14 protein-coding genes are annotated in these 22,110 nt (G+C 72.4%); 3 read left to right on the top strand and 11 right to left on the bottom strand.

Annotated elements, in window-relative coordinates; all coding sequences use genetic code 11:
* Window positions 1–38 precede the first annotated feature (38 nt).
* Entirely contained in the window at window positions 39–935 is an 897-nt protein-coding gene (locus ACTOQ2_RS36410; protein WP_440105416.1) for a LysR family transcriptional regulator, read from the top strand.
* 64 nt (window positions 936–999) lie between these two features.
* On the opposite strand, the gene ACTOQ2_RS36405 is transcribed toward ACTOQ2_RS36410, so the two are convergent.
* From ACTOQ2_RS36405 to ACTOQ2_RS36395, 3 genes are all read right to left on the bottom strand, one after another.
* Window positions 1,000–1,728 carry a cation transporter gene (locus ACTOQ2_RS36405; protein WP_440105414.1) on the bottom strand — a complete coding sequence of 243 codons (729 nt, stop codon included), beginning with the start codon at window positions 1,726–1,728 and terminating at the stop codon, window positions 1,000–1,002.
* The gene (locus ACTOQ2_RS36400; protein ID WP_362675777.1) at window positions 1,728–2,063 is read right to left on the bottom strand and encodes an ArsR/SmtB family transcription factor; all 336 of its coding nucleotides are present in this window, start codon (window positions 2,061–2,063) and stop codon (window positions 1,728–1,730) included. The genes ACTOQ2_RS36405 and ACTOQ2_RS36400 overlap by 1 nt, the downstream gene beginning before the upstream one ends.
* Before the next feature lie 117 nt (window positions 2,064–2,180).
* A complete protein-coding gene (locus ACTOQ2_RS36395; RefSeq protein ID WP_440105430.1) occupies window positions 2,181–3,077 on the bottom strand; it encodes an alpha/beta fold hydrolase in 897 nt (298 codons plus the stop codon).
* Window positions 3,078–3,357: 280 nt separating this feature from the next.
* Here ACTOQ2_RS36395 and ACTOQ2_RS36390 point away from each other — a divergent pair, with 280 nt between their 5' ends.
* Both ACTOQ2_RS36390 and ACTOQ2_RS36385 read left to right on the top strand, forming a co-directional pair.
* Window positions 3,358–3,900 carry a hypothetical protein gene (locus tag ACTOQ2_RS36390; protein WP_440105412.1) on the top strand — a complete coding sequence of 181 codons (543 nt, stop codon included), beginning with the start codon at window positions 3,358–3,360 and terminating at the stop codon, window positions 3,898–3,900.
* Between the two features lie 146 nt (window positions 3,901–4,046).
* Entirely contained in the window at window positions 4,047–5,015 is a 969-nt protein-coding gene (locus tag ACTOQ2_RS36385) for a GlxA family transcriptional regulator (protein ID WP_440105410.1), read from the top strand.
* Between the two features lie 121 nt (window positions 5,016–5,136).
* On the opposite strand, the gene ACTOQ2_RS36380 is transcribed toward ACTOQ2_RS36385, so the two are convergent.
* The 8 genes from ACTOQ2_RS36380 to ACTOQ2_RS36345 all read right to left on the bottom strand — a co-directional run bounded on the left by ACTOQ2_RS36380 (window position 5,137) and on the right by ACTOQ2_RS36345 (window position 22,092).
* On the bottom strand, window positions 5,137–6,084 hold the full coding sequence (locus tag ACTOQ2_RS36380) for a hypothetical protein (RefSeq protein ID WP_440105408.1): 948 nt from the start codon (window positions 6,082–6,084) through the stop codon (window positions 5,137–5,139).
* Window positions 6,081–7,040 carry an AfsR/SARP family transcriptional regulator gene (locus ACTOQ2_RS36375; RefSeq protein WP_440105406.1) on the bottom strand — a complete coding sequence of 320 codons (960 nt, stop codon included), beginning with the start codon at window positions 7,038–7,040 and terminating at the stop codon, window positions 6,081–6,083. Before ACTOQ2_RS36375 ends, ACTOQ2_RS36380 begins: the two co-directional genes overlap by 4 nt.
* An 884-nt stretch (window positions 7,041–7,924) precedes the next feature.
* Window positions 7,925–9,754 (bottom strand): asparagine synthase (glutamine-hydrolyzing), encoded by a 1,830-nt coding sequence (asnB, locus tag ACTOQ2_RS36370; protein ID WP_440105404.1) that lies wholly within the window; start codon window positions 9,752–9,754, stop codon window positions 7,925–7,927.
* Between the two features lie 38 nt (window positions 9,755–9,792).
* Window positions 9,793–11,025, bottom strand: coding sequence for a cytochrome P450 (locus tag ACTOQ2_RS36365; RefSeq protein ID WP_440105402.1), 1,233 nt, complete (start codon window positions 11,023–11,025; stop codon window positions 9,793–9,795).
* 23 nt (window positions 11,026–11,048) lie between these two features.
* Entirely contained in the window at window positions 11,049–13,388 is a 2,340-nt protein-coding gene (locus tag ACTOQ2_RS36360) for a KR domain-containing protein (RefSeq protein WP_440105400.1), read from the bottom strand.
* Window positions 13,385–14,731: a cytochrome P450 gene (locus ACTOQ2_RS36355; protein ID WP_440105398.1), complete on the bottom strand. Its 1,347-nt coding sequence runs from the start codon at window positions 14,729–14,731 to the stop codon at window positions 13,385–13,387. Before ACTOQ2_RS36355 ends, ACTOQ2_RS36360 begins: the two co-directional genes overlap by 4 nt.
* A complete protein-coding gene (locus ACTOQ2_RS36350; RefSeq protein ID WP_440105396.1) occupies window positions 14,728–20,682 on the bottom strand; it encodes an SDR family oxidoreductase in 5,955 nt (1,984 codons plus the stop codon). The genes ACTOQ2_RS36355 and ACTOQ2_RS36350 overlap by 4 nt, the downstream gene beginning before the upstream one ends.
* Before the next feature lie 6 nt (window positions 20,683–20,688).
* Window positions 20,689–22,092 (bottom strand): acyltransferase domain-containing protein, encoded by a 1,404-nt coding sequence (locus ACTOQ2_RS36345; RefSeq protein ID WP_440105394.1) that lies wholly within the window; start codon window positions 22,090–22,092, stop codon window positions 20,689–20,691.
* Between the last annotated feature and the right edge of the window lie 18 nt (window positions 22,093–22,110).

The raw sequence follows: 22,110 nt of genomic DNA, 5'->3' as shown, positions 1-22,110 counted from the left end.
CCAGTTCAGCTTTCTACGCACACCCGTAAGCTGAGCTGATGCTCGACGTCCGCCGACTGCGCCTGCTGTGCGACCTGGCGCGGCTGGGCACGATCGCCGCCGTGGCCAGGTCGCACACGTACACGCCTTCGGCCGTCTCCCAGCAGCTGGCCGCGCTGGAACGCGAGGCGGGCGTGCCGCTGCTGGAGCGGACCGGACGCCGGGTCGCCCTGACCCCGGCCGGTGTCGTCCTCGTGCGGCACGCCGAAACCGTCCTGGCCGCCCTCGAAGGCGCCGGCGCCGCGCTGGCCGCGGCCCGCGGCGAGCCGGCCGGTCCGCTGCGCATCGGCGCGTTCCCCACCGCCGTACGCACCCTTCTGCCGGCCGCGCTGGTCACGCTGGGCCTCGACCACCCCGCCCTCGAGCTGATGGTGACCGAGCTCGACCCGGTCGCCATGCCCGAGGCGCTGCGCGAACGGCGGCTGGACGTGGCCCTGGTGAACGACTACGACATCATGCCGGTCGAGCCCGGCCCCACGCTCGACGCGGTGCCGCTGCTGGAGGAGACGGTGTTCCTCGCCATGCCCTCCACCGGCACGGACCCCGGCCCCGACCCGGTCGGCGACGCCCGGCACGCCGCCTGGATCGTGGGCAGCCCCGGCACCGCCTGCCACGCCGTCGCGCTGCAGGTCTGCCGCACCGCCGGCTTCAGCCCGCTGGTGCGGCACCACGCCGACGACTTCGCCGCGGTGCTCGCGCTGGTGGCGGCCGGCCAGGGCGTCTCGCTTGTACCGCAGCTCGCCACGGCGCGGCCGCCGGCCGGGGTGCGCCTCGTCCCGCTCGCGACCCGCCGGCGAACCCGCGTCACCTACCGGAAGGGCGCGGCCGCCGATCCGGCCGTGGCCGCGTGCGTCACCGCCCTCCGCGCCTCCACCGAGGCCTACCTCGGCCGGTGAGCATCCCGGTGGCCGGCCGGCGTCACCGGCGGTGAACGCGATCGGTCACCTCGCCGGCGGCGCGCTACTCCCGCGGTGCGGGACAGCAGCCGTCAGGGCAGGCTTTCGCGGCCGGGCCGGTGGGGCCGGTGGAGGCAGTGAGGCCTGAGGGGCCGGCGGCCGGCGGGGCGGGGGTGCAGCAGGCGTCGCCGCGCCAGGCCTGGCGGCCTTCCCTGACCGCCACCGCGGCGATGGCCAGGGCGGCGATCGGGTCGGCCCAGGACCAGCCGAAGGCGCTGTTGAGCACCAGGCCGACCAGCAGCACCGCCGACAGGTAGGTGCACAGCAGGGTCTGCTTGGAGTCGGCCACCGCGGAGGCGGAGCCGAGCTCGCGGCCCGCGCGCCGCTGCGTGTAGGACAGGAACGGCATGATCAGCAGCGACAGGGCGGCGAGGACGAGACCGGGGGTGGAGTGCTCGGCTTCGCCTTCGCCGAGCAGGGCGCGTACGGCGTCGAAGCCGACGTAGGCGGCCAGCGCGAAGAAGGAGACCGCGATCACGCGCAGCGCGCTCCTCTCCCGCCGCTCGGGGTCGGCGGCGCTGAACTGCCAGGCGACCGCGGCGGCCGAGGCGACCTCGACGACGGAGTCCAGCCCGAACCCGATCAGCGCGGCCGAGGAGGCGACGGTCCCGGCCGTGATGGCCACGACCGCCTCGATCACGTTGTAGGTGATGGTCGCGGCCACCAGCAGCCGGATCCGCCGGGTCAGCAGGGCGCGACGGGCCGGGCCGGGGCCGAGCGCGGCGGTGACCATCAGCAGCAGCCCTTCTCGCTCGCGTCCGGGCAGGTGCCGTCGGCGGCGACGGCGACCACCGCGGTGCGCAGGTCGTCCAGCGCGTGCCCGAGCCGCACGTCGGCCAGCTCGTAACGGGTGCGGCGGCCGACCGGCACGGCGACCACCAGGCCGCAGTCGCGCAGGCAGGCCAGGTGGTTGGACAGCCGGGTGCGGGAGACGCCCAGCCGCTCCGCCAGGTCGGCGGGGTGGGCCGGAGCCTCGCGCAACGCGAGCAGGATCCGGCAGCGGATCGGGTCGGCCAGCGCCCTGCCGAACCGTGCGAGCACCTCGATCTCGGAAGCAATCGTCAGCATGTCCTCAGGGTACACAGAATCCTGAATTCAGGAATTCCTGTACATTCAGGAGGCGGGATGACGCTGTCGCCTCGGGCGAGCGGCCGGCCTGTCCCGTTTCGGATCAGCCGCTTCGGATCAGCCGCCGAAGAAGTCGCCCAGGGCCGCGGCGAGCGCGTCCGGGGCCTCCTCGGCCACGTGGTGGCCGGAGTCGATCCCGTGGCCACGCAGGTCGCCGGCCCAGTTCCGCCAGATTCTCAGCGGGTCGCCGTACAGATCTTCGAGGTCGTCGCGCAGGGACCACAGGGCCAGCACGGGGCACCGCAGCCGCACGCCGGCGGCCCGGTCGGCCTCCTCGTGGCGCAGGTCGACGGTGAGACCGGCCCGGTAGTCCTCCAGCATGGCCCGCACCACGTCGGGATTCCCGGTGGCCGCGCGGAACTCGTCGTGGTTCTCCCGGCCCATGCTCTCCGGGTCGCCGCGGTACCAGCTGCCGGGGTCGGCGTTGATGACGCGTTCCGGGACGTCCGGCTGCGCGAAGAAGAACCAGTGCCACCACTGCGTCGCGAACTTCGCGGTGATGCGGGACAGGTGCTCACTGATGGGCAGGCAGTCGACGAACGCCACCCGGGACACCGCGTCGGGATGATCCAGGGCGAGGCGGAACGCCACGGCGCCTCCCCGGTCGTGTCCGGCGAGAGCGAACCGGGTGTGCCCCAAGGAGCGCATCACCGCCACCATGTCGTTCGCGACGGCGCGCTTGGAGTGCCCGGAGTGGTCGGCGGTGGGCGCCGGGCCGCGCGAGCGGCCGTATCCCCGCAGGTCGGGGCAGACGACCGTGAAGCCGCGCTCGACCAGCCGCGGCGCGACGCGATGCCATGTCGCGGAGGTGCGGGGATGACCGTGCAGCAACAGCACCGGCGGCCCCTCCCCGCCGCGGCGGACGAAGATGGACGCGTCCTCGACCTCGATCGGTCCTGCCTCGAAACCTTCGAACATCGCCTCGGTGTCTCCCCGGTAGTGCTCGACGAGCATCACCCCGTGACGCTCGCAACGGCGTGAACCTACCGAGAAATCGATCTCTTACTCGTCCTGCGGGGAGGGATCTCGCCCGTACGGCGCCGGGACGAGGATCCGGCCCCTCTACGGCACGCGGAGTACCCGGAAGATGAGACGCAGCGCTGATGAGCGGGATGCAGCTCGTCCGTAAAGTCCTGATTTGCGGCTGATCGCAACGGGCGCCGGACGCTGCCCGCCGTCCCTCGCGGTGGCTCTCGCCACCATTTCAGCGCATACCCACACAGGAGGCATCCCCATGCTCGACACGCCTGTCACGACCCGGCGCCGGCACCTGCCGTCGCGTCTGGCGCCAACCGTCGAGGCCGTCAGCCACCAGCCGGACGGCGACTACGGGTTCCGCCTCGACAAGGGCGCCCGCACCAAGGTGACGGGGGACGCCTGGGCTCAGGCGCGCAGGGTCTTTGCGGGAACATGGCGCTACGACGCGTCCGACCCGCAGCCCCGCGTGAACTTTCTCACCACCCGGTACACCGACCCGGACGGCCAGGTCCGGACCGTTCGGACAGCGCAGCAGGGTCTCGTCACGTTCGCCCGCGGCGGCCGCAGGAACCTCGTGATGGCTCAGACCGGGAACAGATGCGACTGGACGCTGACCGCGCGCGGGAACACGGCCAGGCTCGAACCGGCCGTCCAGACCTGCCGGACCGCGCTGGGGACCACCACGCTCACGTTCTGGACAATCGCGAGCGACGGCGGGCACCAGGCGTCGGTCATGGCCGGCGTCGACGAACGCGGCGGGAACTTCGTGCTCAGCGTCGGCGGCCTGACGAAGCAGTGACCCGCCGGCACCGGTAGGCGACCAAGACGACATGCCCGAAAGGCCGGTGAGGCCGGCGAGCGCGGGCCGGTCGTGCGGACCATGGCCGGTCGCGGCCCGGCCGGTAAGCTTGGGATCCGTGTCGGCTCTCCGACGGGATGGGCACCATGGATGAGCGGTTGACCGTCGTGATCGGGTATCCGCAGTCGGAGTTGCTGGACATCGCCTCGGTGACCACGCCGCTCCACATGGCCAACCAGCTGGGGGCGGCTCCCCCCTACCGGATACGCCTTGCCACCTCGGGCGGCAGGTCGTTGCCCTGCGACTCGGGTTTGACGCTGGAGAGCCAGGAAGCCCTCGAACGCGTCACCGGCCCGCTCGACACCCTGGTCGTCTCCGGCGGGGTCGGCCACGAGGCCGCCGCGGGCAATCCCGTGCTCCTGGCACACATACGCCGGCTGGCCGCGGTCAGCCGCCGGGTGGCGTCGGTGTGCACGGGCGCGACCCTGCTGGCCGCCGCCGGGCTGCTGGACGGGCGGCGCGCCACCACGCACTGGAGGTACGCGGGAACGCTCGCCGCCCACCACCCCAACGTCACCGTCGACCCGGGACCGCTCTACATCCGCGAGGGGCGCGTGTCGACCGCGGCCGGCGTCACCAGCGCCCTGGATCTGACGCTCGCCTTCGTCGAGGAGGACCACGGCCCTCGCCTGGCCCGCATCGTGGCGCGTGCCCTGGTGACCTACCTGCAGCGGCCGGGCGACCAGGCGCAGATCAGCATGTTCGTGGGCGCGCCGCCACCGGAGCATCCGCTGATCCGGCAGGTGGTCGACCACATCGTCAGCAACCTCGACGGTGATCTGAGCCCCGCGACGCTGGCCGCCCAGCTGAACGTGAGTGAGCGTCACCTGACCCGGCTCAGCCTGGAGCACCTGGGCAAGACGCCCGGTCGCTTCATCAGGCACGCGCGCACGCAGGCGGCCGAGCGGCTCCTCGTCTCGTCGTCGCTCTCGGTGGCGGACATCGCGACCCGCTGCGGGTTCGGCTCCACCGAGAGCCTTCGACAGTCGTTCGTCACCGAGTTCGGCGTCTCCCCCGCCCGCTACCGCCAGGCCCGGGCCAAGGGCTCCGGCTGAGGATCCCGGGACGGGGTGCGGGCCCGCCTCGACCGCGGTCGATCCCCTCCGGCGGTCCGTACGGCACCGGAGGGGGCGGAGGGCTCGCCCGCCGACCGCGGGTGGACGCCTGTTCCGGGCGTTAGGAACCTCCCGTCGCCGCCGGCCGCCGCTTCGGCGGTCCGCTGGGCAGCTCCCCCGTCTCCTTGAGCTGCCGCATGCTCGGGCTGTCGGACCTGCTGACCTTGCGGCGGTAGACGGGGGTCCGGGGATCGGGCATCAGCCCCTGGAGGGTGAACATGGCGCGCATCCCGAGTTTGACCAGCAGCTGCCCCAGCGGGTGGGGGTCCTCCAGCTGCTGCACCCTGCGCATGTTCTCGGGGATGACGGTGAGCATGAGGGTGCGGCCCACGCCCCGCAGGGGGCGGGGGAACCAGCGTTCGCAGAACTGCCGGATGAAGGCGTCGCTCGCCGTGTGGCCGTTCCTGGTTCTGGGCCACTGGCGGGCGTCGTACTCGTCGGCGAAGTTCACCATCTGGTAGAAGTCCTCGGGAAAGTCCCTGACCGCCGCGCCGCCCTCGACGGTGACGTGCTCGGACAGGGCCCGGGCCCAGTTGTGGTAGGCGACCTGAACGTGCTCGGGGTATCCGGGCAGCCCGCACAGCTGCTGCAGGCGATGGGGCAGGACGGCCAGCAGGCACAGGCCTTGCACGTAGTCCTCGTTGTGGGCGAACGCGCCCGGTATCCCTTTCGCGACCGCCCCGTGGATCCGGTTGAGCAGGTCCATCGACCGTTTCACCGGCTCGCTGTCCGGCGGGTACAGGTACCACGTCCACAGGAAGTACGCGCTGTCCTCGAAGCGCCGCTGCGGCTGGTGGACGACCTTGCCGCCGAAGATGAGCGCGTCACCGCCGTGGGTCGGCATGGTCACGTCCATGAAGTTGACCACGTACCCGATGTTGAGCAGGAACTCATTGAGCCGGAAGACCGCCGTCAGCCGCACGATCTCGTGGTAGTCGGTCTTCGGGTCCAGCCGGTCGATGTGCCGGTCGAGCCACTTGTAGCCGCGCGGCCTGGGCAGGGCTTTCACTCTCCCACCGCCTTGGGCCTGGCGAGCGGCGCGACCAGGGCGTCGAACCGGTCGTGGAGCGCGTTGTACTCGCGGGTGAGCAGCTCCAGCCGGTGCCGGAGGTGTCCGACCTCCCGGAAGAGCCCGGAAACGATCAGGTCCGTCTCCGGGACGCCGTCCGGCGTCGTTCGCCGGCCGGTGCGCGCGGCACCGTTGAGTTCCGCCGTCCGGTTCAGCACCTCCTGCACCCGCTGCTGCAGGGCCGGGCTGGGCTCCAGGCCGAGCTCACGCGACAGTCGCGCGCGCAGCCTCTCGTAGACCGCCAGCGCCTCCGGCTGCCTGCCGCTGCGGTACAGCGCGACCATCAGCAGGTCGTGGAACCGCTCGCGGAAGGGGTGCTCGCCGACGAGCGCCTCCAGCTCACCGATGATCTCGGCGTGCCGGGCGGTGCGCAGGCCCGCGTCGTACAGGGCCTCCAGTACGGCCAGCCGCTTCTCTTCGAGCTGGATCGCGAAGGTGGCACAGATGTCGCCGCAGATGGCGTCCTCGAGCGCGGGACCGCGCCACAGGGCCAGCGACTGGCGCAGCAGGGCGACGGCACGGCCGGGGTTCATCGCGACGATGGCCCTGCCTTCGTCGGCGAGCTCGGTGAACCGGTCCACGTCGGTGGCCTGCCGCCCCGGCCGCATCACGTATCCGGAATCCTGGGTGAGGATCACCCAGTCGGTGCCGTCCCCCGTCTTCGGCACGTCCATGAGGCGGCGGAGCCGGGCGATCGTCGCCTGGAGCGAGTTGACCGCGGTGGCCGGCGGGTTCGCGCCCCACAGTTCGTTGATGAGGCGGTCCACCGGCAGAACGTGTCCCGCCCTGATGACCAGCGTCGCCAGCAATGCGCGCTGCTTCCGCCCTGGCGGGACGAAGCGGCGATGTCGTTTGTCGTCACAGATCTCTACCGGGCCTAAAATGCGAAACTGCATCTCTTGCCACTCTCTGAAAGAGTTCGGACGTTCCCCGTTGGTTTTCGTGCCGGTCGGCACGAAGGATTCTTCGTCGTTCCTTGCAGTGAAGACGGTAGTCACCACGGCTCTGGATTGCACGCCGAGACTTCGATCGATGACCATTCCTCCAGCCCCGCTCCAGGTAAATCGGCGTGAGCTGGACGGATACCGCGATCTCCGACGCCTGCTCACGTTTACCGGGCCCGTGTCATCACCCGCCCACCCGACGAGATGAGCACACGCGCCACCCTACCGGCCAAAACTTACTCGCGACCTGACATCCCGTAAGAGCAGGCCCCTGGAAGGCATTTCTAAATATCGACGAAAATGCCGGTTCCGGAGACGATCACTTGCCACCGGAAATCACTTGCTCATATTTTCCTTTCCCTGTTTCCGGCATCGGCAAAGGATTTCTGGATACGGATGAAGGGCCACCCTCCGTCACCGGGAGAGGCCGGCGACGAGCATTTCCGAGAAACTCGGCCTCGGCCTGGAAAAACCTGGGCCGAGCTGGGTGCCGGCGCGTGGGGCTCCGGCGAATCCCAGGCCCGTCCCGAGCCGGCGCATTCTCGCCACGGGCAACGGATCAGGGGTTTCGGCGTGCTCGTTCACGAAAATCCCCCCTACCTCCCTAACGATCGGTCCACGGCCGGGGTGATTGGGTTTCCCCGTCTTTCACGGCCCTCGCCGGTTTGATCTGACCTCGCTCGCGATTCGCCGGTACGAAGGCACCGGACGCCCCGGGCGATTCCCGTCCGGCGGGGCGCTCCCCGTACGGCACGCGCACCCGGCGAGGGCCGGGAACCCGTCGGGGGCGGCCGTTCACGGACGCCGCCCGGCCCGCCGGCATCGGGTCCGCCAGCCTACACGTCCAGGGTGACGCCGTAGGAGTCGAGCCAGGTGTTCATCTGCAGCGTGTTGTCCAGCAGGTTGCGCTCCATGCGCCCGCCGGGGCCCTTGCCGTCCGCCCTGAGCCGCGCCTTCTCCTTGTCGAGCAGGGGATACAGCGGCGAGTCCGGGTCGGCGAGCACCCGGCCCAGCTCCTCGTTGGCGGCCTGGTCGTAGGCGGGGTTCTGGGTGGAGGGGTACGGGCTCTTGCGGCGGTCGAGGACCGACCTCGGCAGCAGGTCCGCGGTGGCGGCCCGCAGCAGGCTCTTCTCCCGTCCGTCGTGCGTCTTCATCGCCCAGGGGACGTTGAAGACGTACTCGACGAGGCGATGGTCGCAGAACGGGACGCGCACCTCCAGGCCGCAGGCCATGCTGGTGCGGTCCTTGCGGTCCAGCATGAGCTGGAGGAAGCGGGAGAGGTGAAGGTGGCTGATCTCGCGCATCCGGCGCTCCAGGCCGGTCTCGCCCTCCAGGCGGGGCACCTCGGCGAGGGCCTCGTGGTAGCGATCCGCGAGGTAGTTCTGCAGGTCGAGCTTCTGGAGCAGCCCGAGGTCGAACAGCGCGGTGTGGTCCATGGACCCGTACGCGGCCCACGGGAAGATGGGGGCGTTGATCACGTTCGGGTCGTGGAACCAGATGTATCCGCCGAACAGCTCGTCGGCCGACTCCCCGGAGATCGCGACCGTGGAGTGCGCGCTGATCGCCTTGAACAGCAGGTACAGCGAGGCGTCCATGTCGCTCAGGCCGATCGGCACGTCGCGCGAGTTCAGCACGGCCCGCCGTACCGACGGGTCGGCGAGCCGCGCGGCGTCCAGCTCGATGTCGGTGTGCTCGGAGCCGACGTGGCGGGCGACCTCGGCCACGAACGGCGCGTCGAGCGTGCCGCGCATGTCGTCCGCCGTGAAGCCCTCCCCCTGGCCGACGAAGTCGACCGCGAAGGAGCGCACGAGCTCCCCCCGGGCGGCGAGCTTCCCGGCCGCCAGGGCGGTCAGCACGCTGGAGTCCAGACCGCCCGACAGCAGGACGCACAGCGGGACGTCGGAGACGAGCTGGCGCTCGACGATGTCCTCCAGCAGCCCTCGCACGGTCTCCACGGTGGTCTGGAGGTCGTCGGTGTGCGGGCGTGCCTCCAGCCTCCAGTAGCGCCTGGAGGTCAGGCCGTTCCTGCCGACCTTGACCACCTGGCCGGGGAGCACCTCGAGCATGCCCTGGTAGACCGTCCGGCCGGGAATCCTGGTGAAGGTCAGCACCTCGCGCAGCCCGTCGATGTCCATGCCGCGCCGCACGAGCGGGTTGGCCAGCAGGGCTTTGGGTTCCGAGCCGAAGAGCACGCCCGCCGGGGTGGGGTGGTAGTACAGCGGCTTGATCCCCAGGCGGTCGCGGACGAGCACGAGTTCCTGACGCTCCGCGTCCCACACGCCGAAGGCGAACATGCCGTTGAGGTGGTCGGCGCAGTTCTCACCCCACTCCAGGTAGGCGGCGAGCACCACCTCGGTGTCGCTCGCCGTGTGGAAGCGGTGTCCCCTGGCCCTCAGTTCCTCGCGCAGCTCGCGGTAGTTGTATACCTCGCCCGAGTAGGTCAGGACGGCCACCGCACGGCCGTCCCGCTCGGCCTTCATGGGCTGGGCGCCGCCCTCGATGTCGATGACCGCGAGCCGGCGGTGCCCGATGCCCGCGTGGGTGTCGGCCCACACGCCCGCGTCGTCCGGCCCCCGGCAGGCCATGGTCTCGGTCATCGCGCGCAGCAGGTCTCGTTCCCTCGTGAGGTCACGGTCGAAATCCACCCATCCGGTTATGCCACACATACCGGGTCCTCCTTCTGGTGAGCGGTTGAGGCAGGCGCCTACCGGCCGAAACCGACAGGAAGCTTGTACGGCCCGCGGAAGGTCGGCATGACCGACCGTTCGATCTTGTCGGTCCGCAGCCGGGGCGCGGGAACGCGCTCGATGAACGCCTGGACGGCCACGTCGTGGACGAGCTGCCCCAGGCGTGCCCCGAGGCAGTAGTGGGCGCCGTGACCGAAGGCGATGTGCCTGACCCCCGTCCGGTCCAGATCCAGCCGGTCGGGGTCGGCGAACTGCGCCGGATCGCGATGGGCCGCCCCGATCCAGACGTAGACCTCCTGCCCCGGGCCCATCTCGTGGCCGCCGAGCTCGAAGGGTTCGCGCACCCGCCGCTTGGTGAGCTGGATGGAGGCGTCGTAGCGCATGAACTCGGCGGTGGCCGCGGGCACCGCGCCGGGATCCGCCCGCAGCCGGTCGTACACGTCGGGGTCGCGCAGCAGGTGGAGCAGGGTGTTGCCGATCTGGTGCGCCGTGCTGATCTGGCCGGCGGTGAGCAGGAAGGCGAGGTTGCCGTTCAGCTCCTCCGCGTCGGCGAATCCGCCGTCCGTGTAGTGGTCGGCCAGGGTCTGCAGCAGGTCCTGGCGCCTGCCCGCCGCTCCCTTCCCCGGCCGTTCCGCGACGTGCCCGGCGAAGAAGCGGAGGTATTCGACGACCCCACCGAGCAGTTTGTCGTGGTGCGTACGGCTCAGCGGCCCGTCGTCGATGAGCAGCCCCAGGCTCAGCATCCAGGACAGGTAACGCTCGTCGAAGGCGGGGATGCCCAGCACGCCGGCGAGGCTGACGGCCGGGAGCGCGAAGGCGAAGCGGTCCATCGCGTCCAGCTCGCCCGACTCACCGGCCACGGCCGCCTTCAGCAGGTAGTGGGTGAGCCTGACCACGTCCTCGCGCATCTCGTCGACGCGGCGCCGCAGGAAGGGCCGGGTGAGGTGCTGCCGCAGCCGGGTGTGCTCCGGCGCGTCGCTGACGACGATCTGCTGGTCGATCGCGCGCTGCGCCGAGGCGAGCTCCGGGTCGGCGGGGAGCCGGTCCCGGCCCCAGTGCGGCCGCCTGGCCGACAGTCGGTGGTCCATGAGCGCGGTCTGGGCGGCGGCGTAACCGGTGACCATCCAGGCCCCGTCGTCGCCCATCTCGTCGTCCCAGTAGACCGGATCGACCTCGCGCACCCGCCGGTACAGCGGATACGGGTCGTCTATGTGCTCCTGGCGGTAGATGTCCGCCATCGTGATCTTCATCGGGATCGTGCCCTCTCTCCCCGTCAGGCGCCGAGTTCCGGTTCGCGCAGTGTCAGAACCACCCGCGCCGTGCCACTGTCGACGGCGTGCCACTCCCGCCCGCCGGGCAGGCCGACGACGAGGCCGGCCGACGAGGCGTCGGCGTGCAGGGCGACGCGGCCGATCCGCAACCGCCGCCCCGGGCCCGTCACGACGGCCCGGACGATGTTCTCCACCGCGGCGACGGGCAGCCTGTTCCCCGGCACCAGGTCGGCGATCCACAGGTCGGCCGGCGGGCAGGGCGGTACCTCCGCGCTCAGCGTGCCGTCGCGATCGCGCCGCCACCCGCCCGCCGCGATGAGCACGCCCCGCCAGTCCAGGCCCCGCGGGTGCCCGCCCTCCACGGGCCCCGCCGTCGCGGCCGTCGCGGCCGTCGCGTGGCCGGTCACGGGCACGGAGGGCACGCTCCGCGCGTCGTACCCCGCCGGGTCGTATCCCACGAGCATCCGCGCCACCACCGCGCCGTCGCCCGGCCTGCGGAAGACCACCGAGGTGCTCCAGCGGCCCTCGGTCTCCGCACCGGCGCACTCCCGGTCCAGGACCAGCTCGCCGCCGTCCGCCGCCAGACCCGACAGGTCGATCCGGACGTCGCGCAGCTCGCACGGGACGAGCACCGGTCCCTGCTCGGGCACCGTCCACTCCGCCGAGCGCAGCGCGTTCTCCATCAGCAGGCTCACCGGGAGCGCCGGCCTGCCGTCGACGAGGAAGTCGCCGAGGGCGGGCACCGCGTCACCGTCCAGCCGCAGCCGCGCGACCAGCCGCGCGGGCGGGCGGTAGCCGGTCGGCCGCCCAAGATGGAAGATCCTCGCGTAGGCGAGGTCGAACCCGGGGAGCGGTTGCTCGATCATGAACTGGCCGGCCTGGACGGGGCGCAGCTCCCTGCCGAGCCGCCCCAGGAACGTCACCTCGCCGGAGGAGGACAGCAGCTCGCGGCACCACAGATCCAGTCCCTGGGCGGGATCCAGCGCCGTCATGTACCGCAGCGCGGCGTCCACGTTCGTCGAGGCGCTCAGTTGCTGCCACAGGGGCCAGCACGTGGTGAGCACCCGGAACCCACCGGCCCGCCGGGCCCACAGGCCCAGGCGCGCCAGCGCCTCGTTGCCCGCCGCGTAGTCCAGCTCGCCCACCATGCCGCCCAGCCGGCCCGTGAGGGATCCGGCGTTGCAGAAGAAGGCGAGGTCACGGTCGCGGACGGCGTCGAACACGCGGAGGAACCCGGTGATCTTCACCGAGACGCCCGCGAGGAAGTCCCTGTCGGTCTTGGCGGGCAGCCTGGCGGGGCGGTCCACGCCCGCGATGTACACCACGCCCGTCAGCCGCGGGCCCAGCGAGTCCACCAGGGCGGACACCGCGGCGGGGTCGCCGAGGTCGCAGGCCTCGTACCTGACGCGCAGCCCCTCCTCGGCGGCCGCCCGCAGGTTACGCGCCAGCTCCCGCAGCCGGGCCAGCCGGTGCAGCCGCCTCCTGGTCTCGCGGAGCGTGCCGTCGCGCGCGGCCCGGCGCATCAGGTCGTGACGGTGGTCGTCGAATCCCGCGGGATCGAGGCGCAGCCACTCCTCCGTTCCCTCGGGCGCGGCGCGGCGCCCGGTGACCACGACCTCGCAGCCGTGCCGCCTGGCGAGCTCGGTGGCCAGCGCGTAGCCGATGCCGACCCCGCCTCCGCAGACCAGGACGACGTCCCGCGGGCCCGGTGCCGTGGTGGCGGGCGGCGCCTCGCGAACGCGCGGCGCGAGCGTGTGGCGTACGCCGTCGACGTAGCCGACCTCGCAGAGCCCCCACCGGTACAGTTCCCGGGCCACGATGTCCGGAAGGTCGGGCTGCTTCGGGTCGGCGACGTCGACGACCCGCGCGTTGACGTTGGGGATCTCCCGGTGGAGTGTCTTGGCCAGGCCCGCCCAGATCCCGCCCAGCGGCTGGTGGGCGGCCGTCTCGCCGTACCCCATGTGACCGCCCTGGTAAGTCACGGCCAGATAGCCCAGGCGGCGGCTGTCGCTCTCCCCGGCCCAGTCGTCGTAGCAGTGCCGGAGCACCGCCAGCGTGCGGGTGAGCGGTTTCTCCCAGCTCGCCGCGTCGGTGGGGACGAACGGGTCGGCCAGCGTCAGGTCCACGACGGCGTCCGGCACGCCGGGGTCGCCCGGCTGCCAGGGGATCGCGCCGAACCCGGCGAGCTCGGCCGTGACCCGCTCGGCCGTGCCGTCCAGGCCGCCGATGACCGCGATCCGGCGGCCCGCCAGGTGCCGCGGCCCGCACGGCGGAAGCGGCGGGGCGGGGGCCGGTTCCCAGACGTAGCGGTGGACGGGTGTGGTCCGCGTCACGAGCCTCACGCACCCCTCTTGACGAGCCGCACGCGGATGCCGCGCGCCGGTCTCAGGGACACCAGGCCGACCGGCGTCACCTGCTGGGCGGGGACGAGGCTCAGGTGATAGCGGCGGACGAGCATCGCGACGGTGAACTGGATCTCCAGCAGCGCCATGTAGTAGCCGACGCAGCGCCGCGCCCCGCCCCCGAAGGGAAGGTAGGTGTACCTGGCCGGGCCGCGGCCGGCCGGGCAGAACCGCTCGGGGTCGAACGCCTCGGGGCTCTCCCAGGCACCGGGGTCGCGATGGGCGGCGTAGGGCGGGATGAGCAGGGTCGTCCCCGCGGGGATGTGGTGACCGCCGATGACGTCGTCCTCGACCACGTCGCGCGGGAACACCCAGATCGGCGGGTGCAGCCGCAGCGACTCGTCGACCACCTGGCGCAGGTACGGCAGGTCGGGTAGGTCGCCGGGCGTCGGCGCCCGGTCTCCGAGCACCGAGTCGAGCTCGGCCTCGAGCTTGCGGCGCACGTCGGCGTGCTGGGCGACGGAGTAGAGGGTCCACGCCAGGGCGCAGCCCGTCGTCTCGTGACCGGCCATGAACAGGGTCTTGAGCTCGGCCCTGATCTGCCGGTCCGGCCACGACCGTCCCGTCTCCGCGTCGGTGGCCTTGAGCAGCGCGCTGACCAGGTCGTCCGGATCGCCGCCGCCTGCGCGGTGCAGGGCGATCACGTCGTCCATCACCCCGTTGAGCACGGCCTGGTGGCGCCTCAGGTCACGGCGGTACCTCGTCGGCACCCACCGCGGCAGCATCTGGCTGACCTCACCGGTGAGGATCATGGCCTTGAGCGAGAAGCGGACCGCCGGCGCCAGCTCGGCGTACCTGTCACGCAGGTCGACGCCGAAGAGCATCCGGCTGAGCACGCCCATCGCCAGCCACATCATCTCGTCGACGAGTTCGATCTCCTCCCCGCGCTCGGCCGGCCCCTCCCAGCGGGCGATCAGCTCCTCCGCGCACGAGGTGATCACGCCCGACGCGCCGTGCAGCCAGGCCCGCTGGAAGAACGGCTGGCTGATATCGCGGCGCGCCCTCCACTCGGCGCCGTCCGTGGTCAGCATGCCGCGGCCCATGAAGAGGTTGAAGCCCTGGTAGAAGCGGCCACGCCGGTAGTTGTCCGTGTTGTCCTGCAGGACGTGCTTGATGAACTCCGGCCCGGTCAGCTGGTGGACCAGGTACGGGCCGAGCCGCACGCGGGCGATGCCCCCGTACCCCTGCAGTTCGGTGATCAGGCTCAGCGAGTCGCGCTTGAAGCTGCTGAGCGCGCCCATCAGGTGGCGACCTTCCGGCCCTGGCGCGGGAGGTGCGGTCATCGTCCATCTCCTGCAATGGCCGCGAGGGCCGAGTCGGGGGTGTGGAACTCTCCGGTGTCCACGCTCAGGTAGCCGAGGACGGTGGCGGTGATGTCCTTGATCTGTGCCACCACCCTCCCGTCGGGTCTGGCGGCCACGAAGCGGTTCTCCACCGGGCCGTCCGTCTCCAGGGCGAACCCGGCCGGCGTCGCGTAGAGCTCGATCGGCCCCGAGCCGGCCAGCGACAGGTCGTTGGCCTCCTGGTAGAGGTCGATGCGGCGGATGGACAGGGGGGCGGCCACCGGCACCAGGTGCCCGCCGATCAGGTTCAGCACGCCCATGCGGGCCATGCCGTCCAGGAGCAGGCTCGGCATCGCGAAGCGAGACCACACCGGGTCGTCCCGCCGGAGGGACGGCGCGAACCTGGCGCGCTTGCCCCTGGGGTGCAGCCGGGTGCCGGCGGTGGTGACGAACGGCCCGGTGAGCAGGACGGGAGCGTTCTGGACGTGGTACGGGTCGGGAACGGCCACCTCCGCGGCGTCGGGTGCCCACGGGGTGATCCGCGGCGTCACGCCGAAGGTCGCCGCCAGCAGGACGCGCGCGCTGAAGTGGACGCTGCCGGTGCTCAGGACGACCCCGCCGGGGGCGACGACGTCGGTGACCAGCCGCACGTCGACCGTGACGAGGTCCCCGGTCGCGTGCGCGACACGGGCGTGGATCCGTTTGGGGACAGGGTCCACGTTCTCGAAGATCCGCAGGAACCTCTCGAAGCGCAGGTCGGTGAAGCCGATGACCCGCAGGCCGGGCCGCAGGGACCGCGCGGCCTCCGCGGCGATCTCGGTGATGAACGTGCCGGGCAGGGTGGGGTGCCCGTGAACGGCGTGGTGCCGCAGATAGCCGTCGCCCGACAGGTCGAACCGGCACTCGTAGGTCACCGCGTCGCTCTCCCGCGCCACGAGCCGGCGCAGGTAGAAGGGAGAGGGGGCCTCCGGCGCGGCGAAGAACGCGGGGTAGAACTCCCCGACCGTGCGCCGCTCCGCCTCGCCCAGATAGACGACGTGCGCCTCCGGCGTGCCGGTGTGCAGCTCGCGGACGAAGTGGTGGACGCCCTCGGCCGCCGTCATGGGCGTGTAGAAGCCGCGCCGCTCGTAGTAGTCGCTCACCAGGGGCGAGGCGCCCATGCCGACGCCGCCCCACAGCGTCCAGGCCAGCGTGACCTCGGCGGCGCCCTCGGCTGCCGCCGCGTAGGCGGCCGCGGCGGCCAGGTGGTCGTTCCCCGAGGCGTAGTCGGCCTCGCCGCGCTGGCCGAAGAAGCCCAGGAGCGAGCCGAAGCTGCACCACAGGCCGGGCGGCCGCCCGGCGAGGGCGCGCTTGAGGTTGCGGTGCGAGACCAGCTTCAGGTCACGGACGGCCTTGAAGGTGCCGAGGTCCTTGTCGGGCATCAGCGCCGACCCGTTGCGCCCGGCGGCGTTGACGAGCAGATCGATGTGCCCGCCGTCCTCCAGGACGGTGCCGACGGCCGCGCGGACCGCGTCGGGGTCGGTCACGTCGCAGGTCAGGTAGCGCACCCGGTCCGGCCCGCAGTGCTCGATCATGGCGTCGAGGTTGCCGCGCGCGGCCCGGGCGTCGGCCATCCGGTCGTACTCCCGGCTGAGCACCCCGACGGGCGTGCCGGGGCGGGCGCCGAGCTGGGCGCGCAGGTAGGCCTTCCTTCCCGCGGCGAACTCCTCCTCGCTCGCCTCGAACACCTCGGGCGGGTAGCTGTCGATCGGGTTGCTCCCCACCAGGTAGAGCCTCGGCCTGAACCGCTCGGCGAGCGCCTTCATCAGCTCGGCGGTGATCCCCCTGGCGCCGCCGACCGCCAGGACGACCGAATCCTCGGTGAGCCGGACGGCGGTCTCGTCGCCCACCTCGGCCGGCCGCTCGACCAGGGTGAACACGCGGCGTTCCCCGTCGACGTCGAAGACCACGGGCAGCGCGCGCTCCGTGCCCGACTCGCGCTCCGCCGCCCGCTCCGCCGTGCGGACGTCCCGGGTGCCGGTGGCGAGCATGAAGCGGGCGGAGTCCGGCGACTCCAGATGGGCGACCTTCGTCAGCCCGGAGAACAGGCCGGTGTAGGGGTGCGGCACGCCGCCGGGCACCGCGCCGAGCAGCACCGTCGTGACGGAGGCCGCCGGGCAGCGGCGCAACACCAGGAAGGTGAGCTCGTGGAGCGCCTCCAGGCCGGGCGCGCCGGCGGCGACGCATTCGGCGGGCGGCGCGGAGGCCGTCAGGTCGGCCAGCACCCGCACGTGCGAGGGGATCCGCTCGCCCAGGACGGCGTCGACGGCCTCGGCGGTGACCTCGGCGAGGTGGTGCCACCCCGGCCGGGACGCCGTGAGCGGGGCGCAGGACACCACGCGCGCGCCGGCGGGCAGGCGGGAGAGGTTCTCGGCGAGTTCCGGCCGGTCGACGAGCACCAGGACGCCGTCGGGAAGGAAGGGCTCGCCCTCCCCTGTCACGGGCGCGGGCGCCGCCACCAGTTCCGGCACGTGCCGGCGCACCTCGACGGCGGCGCCGGGAGCGTACCGCTCCGGGTCGGAGAACCCGGCGGCGAGCACGGGTTCCGCGTCCCGTACGGCGGGCGTCAGGTGGACGGCGGGCGCCCCCGGCTCGCCGGAGCAGGCGATGCGCACGGCGGCGGCGTCGGCGGAGTGCAGCGCGCGCAGGATCGCCATGCCCCCGGAGGCGCCGAGGTAGCGGGCGTTGTCCGGCGCGCCCGCGCCACAGTCCACGTCGGTGCGGGCGTCTGCCCGGACGTCGATGGGCCCGCTGGTCGAGATGTCCGCCCGTTCCTCGGCGGGTCCGCCGGTCGCGGCGCCTGCCCGGTCCCCGGTGGGCCCGCCGGCCGGGATGCCTGCCCGGTCCCCGGTGGACCCGCCGGTCGAGGTGTCGATCCAGCCGAGGACCGGCAGGCCCGCCTCGGCCGCCACCCGCTCACGGGTGATCGCGAACAGGAAGGCCCCTTCCGCGGCCACCGGCTCCCCCGCGCCCGCGAACTCACGGGCCAGCAGGGGCAGCAGTTCCGGGAGGTTGTTGCCGTTGATGCCGCCGACCAGCGCCAGGTCGACGTCTCCCGTGCGGAGGTAGCGGCAGGCGACGTCGAAGGAGGACAGCGCGGAGGCCAGACCGGAGTCGATCATCAGGTTGGGGCCGTGGAAGCCGAAGTAGTTCGCCACGCGCGCGGAGACGATGTTGGGCATCATGCCCGGGAAGGAGTCCTCGTTGGCGGGCGGGATGAGCCGGCCCATGTCCTCGCGCAGGCCGTCGACCAGCGCCGGGAGCAACGCGGAGGAGACCAGGCGGGGGTTGGCCGACAGGGTGCGGTCGATGCTGTCGAGATAGCACCGGTTGGCGTAGAGCATGCCCGCGCGGGTGGGCCCGAGATGCCCGACGAACACCGCGGTGCGCTCGGACAGGTCCGTCCAGGCTCCGCCCAGCTGCGCCTGGAGCTGGTGGCCGCATTCGAGGATCATGAGCTGGCAGCGGTCGATGGTCCGCACCGTGCGCGGGGGCAGGCGCACCTTCTCGAATCCCGGCACGGGGTAGACGTCGCCGAAGCTCGCGTCGGGACCCGCGCCGTCACCGCGCAGCCAGGCCGCCACCGCGTCCCGGTCCGGCAGTCCAGGCAGGTGCGCCGCCCAGCCCACGATCGCGATGCGATCGCGGTCCACGCGCGGGGTGGGGACCGTTCTCGCGGCGGCGGGGGGCGGCTCGTCGACGACCAGGTGGGCGTTGGTGCCGCCGAACCCGAATCCGGAGACGGCCAGCGCGCGCCTGCGGCCGGGGCGCGCGGGCCAGCGCCGCGCCTCGGTGGGGATGTACAGGCCGGACTCCTCGATCCTGAAGTCCTCGGGTGGCGCGGTGAAGCGGAACTGCGGCGCGATCGTCTCGTGGCGCATGCCCAGCGCGCCCTCGATCACCGACACCAGACCGGCCGCCCACCCCGTGTGCCCGACCAGGGACTTGTTGGAGGTGACCGCGCAGGTCCTGTCGCCGTGATAGCCGCGCAGCGTGGTGAACTCGGCCATATCCCCGGCCGGGGTGCCGGTCGCGTGCGCGATGATCCAGTCCACGCCGTCCGGTCGCGCCCGTTCCATGGCGAGGGCCTGGCCGTCGGGGTTGGGCGCGTAGACCGCCTTGCCCTTGCCGTCGGAGGAAGTGCCGATCGTCCTGATGATCCCGTGAATCCGGTCGCCGTCCGCGCGGGCCCGGCTGAGGCGCTTCAGCACGACCACGGCGGCGCCGTCGGCGAAGATGACGCCGTCCGCGTCGGCGTCCAGCGCGCGCACCTCTCCCCGCTTGGAAAGGCCCTGCAGCTTGGAGAAGAGCACGGTGCCACGAGGCCCCAGCGCGAAGGCTCCCCCGCACACCGCCACGTCGGCGTCGTCGGCGAGCAGCGTCTTGGCTTCGATGTCCACCGCGTAGAGGGAGGAGGAGCAGGCCGTGTCCACCATCTGCAACCTGGTCTCCGGCGGGAGCACCCCTTCCACGGCCAGCCGCCCCACCTGGTACGGCAGGAAGCGCGACGGGTCCGCTCCGGCGCCCCGGCGGTAGCGTCCGGCGAGCGTGCCGTCGAGTTCCTCGAGCAGGCTCTCACGCGCCGCGTCCGCCAGGTCCAGGCCCGCGAGCAGCCGCTCGGCCCTCGCTGCCACCGCGGCCAGGACTCCGGCCTCCTCCAGGTGCTGGTTGCCGTCGGGGGTGTAGCCGATGCTGCACGAGAACCGGTCGCCCGGCCGGGTGGTGACCTCGCGCATCGCCTGCACCATCGAGTGACGCAGCCACGCCGTGGTGAGCTCGTGCTCCTCGGCGTCACCGGTCTCGTCGAAAGTGCCGGGGCCGGGCTGGAAGCCGGTGATGAAGACGCAGCGGTCCTGGTACGACTTGTCCTCGGCCGCGAGGTCGTCGGAGTGGAACTCCTCGCTGGCCCAGCGGTCGGCCGGCACCGGCACGAACAGCTCCTCGCCGTCGAGCCGGAGCCGCCAGTACTCCTCGGGGCTGTTGGCGCCCGCCACCACCAGGCCCATGCCGACGATGGCGACGCCGTCCGGCTCGTCCTGCGCAGCACCGCCCGGCTCATCCCGCACGGCACCGCCCGGCTCATCCCGCACGGCACCGCCCGGCTCGCCTTCCGCGACCGGCTCCACCGGCGGCGCGGCGAGCATGCTCGTCCCGAGGGACAGACCGCCGTCGGCCAGGACGACCTGGCCGGTCATCCAGCGGGACTGCTCACCCGCCAGGAAGGCCACGACCTCGGCGAACTCCTCGGGCGTGCCGAGACGGCCCATCGGCGTCGCGCGCCTGACGGCCTCCTGCATCCGTGCCGCGTCGGGGAACCGGTCGGCCACCTCGCTGACCAGCATGGCGGCCGAGGCCGTGTTCACGCGGACGTTGCGCGGGGCGTACTCCGCCGCCAGATACCGGGTCAGCGCCTCCATCGCCGCCTTGGCCGGCGCGCAGGCGAAGTAGTTGGCCATGACGAACTGGGCACCGCCAAGGGCCGAGACGTTCACGATCGATCCGCGGCCCCTCCGTTCCATCAGCGGCAGCGCGTGGCGGGCGCACTCCAGCGCCCCCTTGACGTTGGTGTTCCAGCCCTTGTCGAGGTGCTCCGCCGTCACCTCGGCGAGCGGCAGCAGTGCTCCGGAGGCCGCGTTGTTCACCAGGATGTCGAGGCCGCCGTGACGTTCCCCGATCGTGGCGAACATGCGCTCGACCTGCTCTGGTCTGGCCACGGAGGCTCTGATCAGGTCCACCGGGTAACCGGCGGCGGTCAGTTCCGCCATCGTCGCCTCGGCCTGCTCCCGGGCGTGGAAGTAGTTCACGATCACGTGCGCGCCACGCCTGGCCAGCTCGGTCACGATGGCCTTGCCGACGTTCCTGGCGCCCCCGGTGACCAGCGCCACCTTGCCGTTCAGCTCTCCCATGGACATGGCCGCTCAACGCCCGGCCGTGGCGTGCTCGTCCAGCATGGAGCGCACGTAGTCGATGACCTTGCCCATGGTGGCGACCTCGTCCAGCCGGAAGTTTCCCGGCCTGGCGGGCAGGCCGTACCTTTCCGAGACCCGGGCGAGGAGCTCCACCTGCTTGACGGAGTCGATGCCGAGCTCGGCCTCGAGAAGGACGTCGTCGGTGAACACCTCCACCGGGTACTCGAGGGCGTCGGCGTACAGCTCGCGGAGCTCGTCGCCGAGGTCGGCCGTCGAGTCCGCCCGCGGGGCGGGCTCGGCCGGGCCGTACTGGGCGAACTCCTGGCGGATCCGGTCGAGGATGGCACCGCCCCGCTCGGCCCAGAACGCGCTGAGCCGCTCGGGGTCCGCGTCGGGCAGCAGTCCGCCGGGCATGATCGGAGCCGCGCCCAGCAGGCCCAGGCCGCGCAGCCGCGCGGCGGCGCTGTCGATCGACTGGTCCGCGTCACCCACCCCGGGCACCACGACGGGGTCCGTTTCCGCGAGGTTGCGGCGGACGAGCTTGCCGAGTACGCCGAGCGCGCCGCACTCCACGAACGTGCGCACCCCGTCGGCGTGCAGGGCGCGCACCGCGTCGGCGAAGCGCACCGGCTCCACGAGGTGGGCGGCCAGCACGCCGCCCAGGTCCTCGTCCCGCCCGTAGTAGCGTCCGGAGATCGCCGAGTAGACCGGCAGGCTCGGTGCGCGCGCCGGGATCCTCCTGACCGCGGCGGCGAAGGGGGCGACCGCCCCCCGCAGGAGCGGGGAGTGGAACGGCACCGCGGAGTCCAGCCTGCCGAACGAGACGTTCAGCGACCCGGCGACCTGCCGGAGGAGGTCCATCGCCGTCTCCGACCCGGACACCACACTCTGCGCCGGATGGTTCTCCGCCGCCACCGCCAGCGACTCGTCGGCGATGAGGTCGATGAGCAGGCGCACGCGGGCGGGGTCCGCGGACAGCGCCGCCATGTAGCCCCCGCGCAGGTCGAGGCTCTCCACCGCCCGCACCCGCTGCCAGATCACCCGGGCGCCGTCGGCGACCGTGTAGACGTCCGCGCACGTCAGCGCCGCGATCTCGCCCAGGCTGTGGCCGGCCAGCGTGTCGGGCCGCCAGCCCAGCTCGGACAGGGCGCGGAAGACCGCCACGTCCATGCCGTAGACCGCCAGTTGCGAGACCCAGTGGTCATCGGCCAGCAGCCCCGCCATGGTCGCCGGTTCACTGCCGAGGACGATCTCCGACAGTTTGCGACCGCCCTCCGGGGCGGTCACCGTGTCGATCTCGGTGAAGACGGCACCGATGGCCGGATAGCGCTCCGCGGCGGCGAGCAGTGCCCTGCCGTCGAAGGCGCCCTGTCCGGGGAAAAGCCCGGCCGATTTCGCCGCGCGACCCTTCATCGTGATTCAACTCCCCTG

This window comes from Streptosporangium sp. H16 (assembly GCF_051918855.1).
In the GTDB taxonomy this organism is placed as follows: domain Bacteria; phylum Actinomycetota; class Actinomycetes; order Streptosporangiales; family Streptosporangiaceae; genus Streptosporangium.
The sequence above is the reverse complement of the archived record's forward strand: the minus strand, read 5'-3'. Positions and strand labels throughout refer to the sequence as shown.